General features: G+C 51.9%; 5 tRNA genes and 2 rRNA genes. All 7 read right to left on the bottom strand.

Annotation, left to right across the window (positions count from 1 at the left end):
• The 7 genes from C1726_RS16425 to C1726_RS16395 all read right to left on the bottom strand — a co-directional run bounded on the left by C1726_RS16425 (position 1) and on the right by C1726_RS16395 (position 5,413).
• Positions 1–2,934: ribosomal RNA gene (locus tag C1726_RS16425) — 23S ribosomal RNA — on the bottom strand.
• A gap of 321 nt (positions 2,935–3,255) precedes the next feature.
• A 16S ribosomal RNA gene (locus C1726_RS16420) occupies positions 3,256–4,806 on the bottom strand.
• The 16S and 23S rRNA genes sit together here with 5 tRNA genes alongside, the layout of an rRNA operon.
• 175 nt (positions 4,807–4,981) lie before the next feature.
• Positions 4,982–5,057, bottom strand: a tRNA-Ala gene (locus tag C1726_RS16415).
• 12 nt (positions 5,058–5,069) lie between these two features.
• Positions 5,070–5,146 (bottom strand) — tRNA-Pro (locus C1726_RS16410).
• A gap of 8 nt (positions 5,147–5,154) precedes the next feature.
• Positions 5,155–5,231, bottom strand: a tRNA-Arg gene (locus C1726_RS16405).
• A gap of 11 nt (positions 5,232–5,242) precedes the next feature.
• Positions 5,243–5,331, bottom strand: a tRNA-Leu gene (locus C1726_RS16400).
• Between the two features lie 7 nt (positions 5,332–5,338).
• Positions 5,339–5,413, bottom strand: a tRNA-Gly gene (locus C1726_RS16395).

The raw sequence follows: 5,413 nt of genomic DNA, 5'->3' as shown, positions 1-5,413 counted from the left end.
TGGTTAAGTCCTCGACCGATTAGTATTTGTCAGCTCCACGTGTCACCACGCTTCCACCTCAAACCTATCAACCTGATCATCTTTCAGGGGTCTTACTAGCTTGACGCTATGGGAAATCTCATCTCGAGGGGGGCTTCATGCTTAGATGCTTTCAGCACTTATCCCTTCCGCACATAGCTACCCAGCGATGCTCTTGGCAGAACAACTGGTACACCAGCGGTGCGTCCATCCCGGTCCTCTCGTACTAAGGACAGCTCCTCTCAAATTTCCTGCGCCCACGACGGATAGGGACCGAACTGTCTCACGACGTTCTGAACCCAGCTCGCGTACCGCTTTAATGGGCGAACAGCCCAACCCTTGGGACCGACTACAGCCCCAGGATGCGATGAGCCGACATCGAGGTGCCAAACCTCCCCGTCGATGTGGACTCTTGGGGGAGATAAGCCTGTTATCCCCGGGGTAGCTTTTATCCGTTGAGCGATGGCCCTTCCATGCGGAACCACCGGATCACTAAGCCCGACTTTCGTCCCTGCTCGACTTGTAGGTCTCGCAGTCAAGCTCCCTTATGCCTTTACACTCTTCGAATGATTTCCAACCATTCTGAGGGAACCTTTGGGCGCCTCCGTTACTTTTTAGGAGGCGACCGCCCCAGTCAAACTGCCCACCTGACACTGTCTCCTGCCCCGATCAGGGGCATGGGTTAGAATTTCAATACAGCCAGGGTAGTATCCCACCGATGCCTCCACCGAAGCTGGCGCTCCGGCTTCCAAGGCTCCTACCTATCCTGTACAAGCTGTACCGAAATTCAATATCAGGCTACAGTAAAGCTCCACGGGGTCTTTCCGTCCTGTCGCGGGTAACCTGCATCTTCACAGGTACTATAATTTCACCGAGTCTCTCGTTGAGACAGTGCCCAGATCGTTACGCCTTTCGTGCGGGTCGGAACTTACCCGACAAGGAATTTCGCTACCTTAGGACCGTTATAGTTACGGCCGCCGTTTACTGGGGCTTCAATTCAGAGCTTCGCGTGAGCTAACCCCTCCTCTTAACCTTCCAGCACCGGGCAGGCGTCAGCCCCTATACTTCGCCTTGCGGCTTCGCAGAGACCTGTGTTTTTGCTAAACAGTCGCCTGGGCCTATTCACTGCGGCTCTTCGAGGCTTTAACACCCCAAAGAGCACCCCTTCTCCCGAAGTTACGGGGTCATTTTGCCGAGTTCCTTAACGAGAGTTCTCTCGCTCACCTTAGGATTCTCTCCTCGCCTACCTGTGTCGGTTTGCGGTACGGGCACCTTATCCTCGCTAGAGGCTTTTCTTGGCAGTGTGGAATCAGGAACTTCGGTACTATATTTCCCTCGCTGTCACAGCTCAGCCTTCACGCAAACGGGATTTTCCTCGCTTGCAGCCTAACTGCTTAGACGCACATATCCAGCAGTGCGCTTACCCTATCCTCCTGCGTCCCCCCATTGCTCAAACGGAGTTTGGTGGTACAGGAATATCAACCTGTTGTCCATCGCCTACGCTTTTCAGCCTCGGCTTAGGTCCCGACTAACCCTGAGCGGACGAGCCTTCCTCAGGAAACCTTAGGCATTCGGTGGATGGGATTCTCACCCATCTTTCGCTACTCATACCGGCATTCTCACTTCTAAGCGCTCCACCAGTCCTTGCGGTCTAGCTTCAACGCCCTTAGAACGCTCTCCTACCACGGACATCGGTAGATGTCCATCCACAGCTTCGGTGATACGTTTAGCCCCGGTACATTTTCGGCGCAGAGTCACTCGACCAGTGAGCTATTACGCACTCTTTAAATGGTGGCTGCTTCTAAGCCAACATCCTGGTTGTCTAAGCAACTCCACATCCTTTTCCACTTAACGTATACTTTGGGACCTTAGCTGGTGGTCTGGGCTGTTTCCCTCTTGACTACGGATCTTATCACTCGCAGTCTGACTCCCATGGATAAGTCTTTGGCATTCGGAGTTTGTCTGAATTCGGTAACCCGATGGGGGCCCCTAGTCCAAACAGTGCTCTACCTCCAAGACTCTTTCTACATGAGGCTAGCCCTAAAGCTATTTCGGAGAGAACCAGCTATCTCCAAGTTCGATTGGAATTTCTCCGCTACCCACACCTCATCCCCGCACTTTTCAACGTGCGTGGGTTCGGTCCTCCATTCAGTGTTACCTGAACTTCAACCTGGACATGGGTAGATCACCTGGTTTCGGGTCTACGACCACATACTCATTCGCCCTATTCAGACTCGCTTTCGCTGCGGCTCCGTCTATTCAACTTAACCTCGCATGTAATCGTAACTCGCCGGTTCATTCTACAAAAGGCACGCTATCACCCATTAACGGGCTCTAACTACTTGTAGGCACACGGTTTCAGGATCTCTTTCACTCCCCTTCCGGGGTGCTTTTCACCTTTCCCTCACGGTACTGGTTCACTATCGGTCACTAGGGAGTATTTAGCCTTGGGAGATGGTCCTCCCTGCTTCCGACGGGATTTCTCGTGTCCCGCCGTACTCAGGATCCACTCTGGAGGGAACGAAGTTTCAACTACAGGGCTTTTACCTTCTCTGGCCGGCCTTTCCAGACCTGTTCATTTACCTCGTTCCTTTGTAACTCCGTGTAGAGTGTCCTACAACCCCAAGAGGCAAGCCTCTTGGTTTGGGCTAATCCCGTTTCGCTCGCCGCTACTCAGGGAATCGCGTTTGCTTTCTCTTCCTCCGGGTACTTAGATGTTTCAGTTCCCCGGGTCTGCCTTCATTACCCTATGTATTCAGGTAAAGATTCTATCCCATTACGGATAGAGGGTTCCCCCATTCGGAAATCTCCGGATCAAAGCTTACTTACAGCTCCCCGAAGCATATCGGTGTTAGTCCCGTCCTTCATCGGCTCCTAGTGCCTAGGCATTCACCGTGCGCCCTTTCTAACTTAACCTACTTCGGTCAACAATCAGCTGCGTATTTCTGCGTCAACTTATTCGTCAACATCCTCACGTGCCAACTACGCACGTTCCGGTGTTTCCTCAATCGTTTCCTTGAACTACTTGCTGCTTGTTGCCCTCATGGTTTGTGCTCTTATTTTGATTATAAAAAATCATTTAATAAGAGAAAACTAAGATGGCGATTACTCGGTTATTCTTCTTTATATACATTATCTAGTTTTCAAAGAACAAATTCATATGAGAGAATTGCTCTCTCAAAACTGAACGAACAATGAAACGTCTTTTAATGAAGTTAGACTTCATTTCATCCTTAGAAAGGAGGTGATCCAGCCGCACCTTCCGATACGGCTACCTTGTTACGACTTCACCCCAATCATCTGTCCCACCTTAGGCGGCTGGCTCCTTGCGGTTACCCCACCGACTTCGGGTGTTACAAACTCTCGTGGTGTGACGGGCGGTGTGTACAAGGCCCGGGAACGTATTCACCGCGGCATGCTGATCCGCGATTACTAGCGATTCCGGCTTCATGCAGGCGAGTTGCAGCCTGCAATCCGAACTGAGAATGGTTTTATGGGATTGGCTAAACCTCGCGGTCTTGCAGCCCTTTGTACCATCCATTGTAGCACGTGTGTAGCCCAGGTCATAAGGGGCATGATGATTTGACGTCATCCCCACCTTCCTCCGGTTTGTCACCGGCAGTCACCTTAGAGTGCCCAACTGAATGCTGGCAACTAAGATCAAGGGTTGCGCTCGTTGCGGGACTTAACCCAACATCTCACGACACGAGCTGACGACAACCATGCACCACCTGTCACTCTGTCCCCCGAAGGGGAAAGTCCTATCTCTAGGATTGTCAGAGGATGTCAAGACCTGGTAAGGTTCTTCGCGTTGCTTCGAATTAAACCACATGCTCCACCGCTTGTGCGGGCCCCCGTCAATTCCTTTGAGTTTCAGCCTTGCGGCCGTACTCCCCAGGCGGAGTGCTTAATGCGTTTGCTGCAGCACTAAAGGGCGGAAACCCTCTAACACTTAGCACTCATCGTTTACGGCGTGGACTACCAGGGTATCTAATCCTGTTCGCTCCCCACGCTTTCGCGCCTCAGCGTCAGTTACAGACCAGAGAGTCGCCTTCGCCACTGGTGTTCCTCCACATCTCTACGCATTTCACCGCTACACGTGGAATTCCACTCTCCTCTTCTGCACTCAAGTCTCCCAGTTTCCAATGACCCTCCCCGGTTGAGCCGGGGGCTTTCACATCAGACTTAAAAGACCGCCTGCGCGCGCTTTACGCCCAATAATTCCGGACAACGCTTGCCACCTACGTATTACCGCGGCTGCTGGCACGTAGTTAGCCGTGGCTTTCTGGTTAGGTACCGTCAAGGTACCGCCCTATTCGAACGGTACTTGTTCTTCCCTAACAACAGAGTTTTACGATCCGAAAACCTTCATCACTCACGCGGCGTTGCTCCGTCAGACTTTCGTCCATTGCGGAAGATTCCCTACTGCTGCCTCCCGTAGGAGTCTGGGCCGTGTCTCAGTCCCAGTGTGGCCGATCACCCTCTCAGGTCGGCTACGCATCGTCGCCTTGGTGAGCCGTTACCTCACCAACTAGCTAATGCGCCGCGGGCCCATCTGTAAGTGATAGCCGGAGCCATCTTTCAGCTTTTCCGCATGTGAGGAAAAGAATTATCCGGTATTAGCTCCGGTTTCCCGAAGTTATCCCAGTCTTACAGGCAGGTTGCCCACGTGTTACTCACCCGTCCGCCGCTAACTTTTGGGAGCAAGCTCCCGCAAGTTCGCTCGACTTGCATGTATTAGGCACGCCGCCAGCGTTCGTCCTGAGCCAGGATCAAACTCTCCAATAAATTGTGAGTTGATTAGCTCATAAATGTCTTTTTGATAAAAGACTAAAAATAATAAACGTTGACGTTTTTGTTCGTTCAGTTTTCAAAGAGCAATATTTTTATTTCTTCGTCACTCAAGGCGACTTTAAAACATTACTACATTTAAAATGTTAAGTCAATAACTTTTTAAATGTTATGGTGGAGCCTAGCGGGATCGAACCGCTGACCTCCTGCGTGCAAGGCAGGCGCTCTCCCAGCTGAGCTAAGGCCCCATTAGATATGAATGGTCGGGAAGACAGGATTCGAACCTGCGACCCCTTGGTCCCAAACCAAGTGCTCTACCAAGCTGAGCTACTTCCCGTTATTAAATGGCGCGCCCGAAAGGAGTCGAACCCATAACCTTCTGATCCGTAGTCAGACGCTCTATCCAATTGAGCTACGGGCGCTAATTAAAACATGGTGCCGAGGACCGGAATCGAACCGGTACGGTAGTCACCTACCGCAGGATTTTAAGTCCTGTGCGTCTGCCAGTTCCGCCACCCCGGCAAGTAATTGGAGCGGAAGACGGGATTCGAACCCGCGACCCCCACCTTGGCAAGGTGGTGTTCTACCACTGAACTACTTCCGC

The organism is Cytobacillus massiliigabonensis (genome assembly GCF_900199725.1).
Lineage (GTDB): Bacteria > Bacillota > Bacilli > Bacillales > Cytobacillaceae > Cytobacillus > Cytobacillus massiliigabonensis.
Note: the sequence above shows the minus strand (reverse complement) of the source record. Positions and strands in the feature narration are given on the sequence as shown.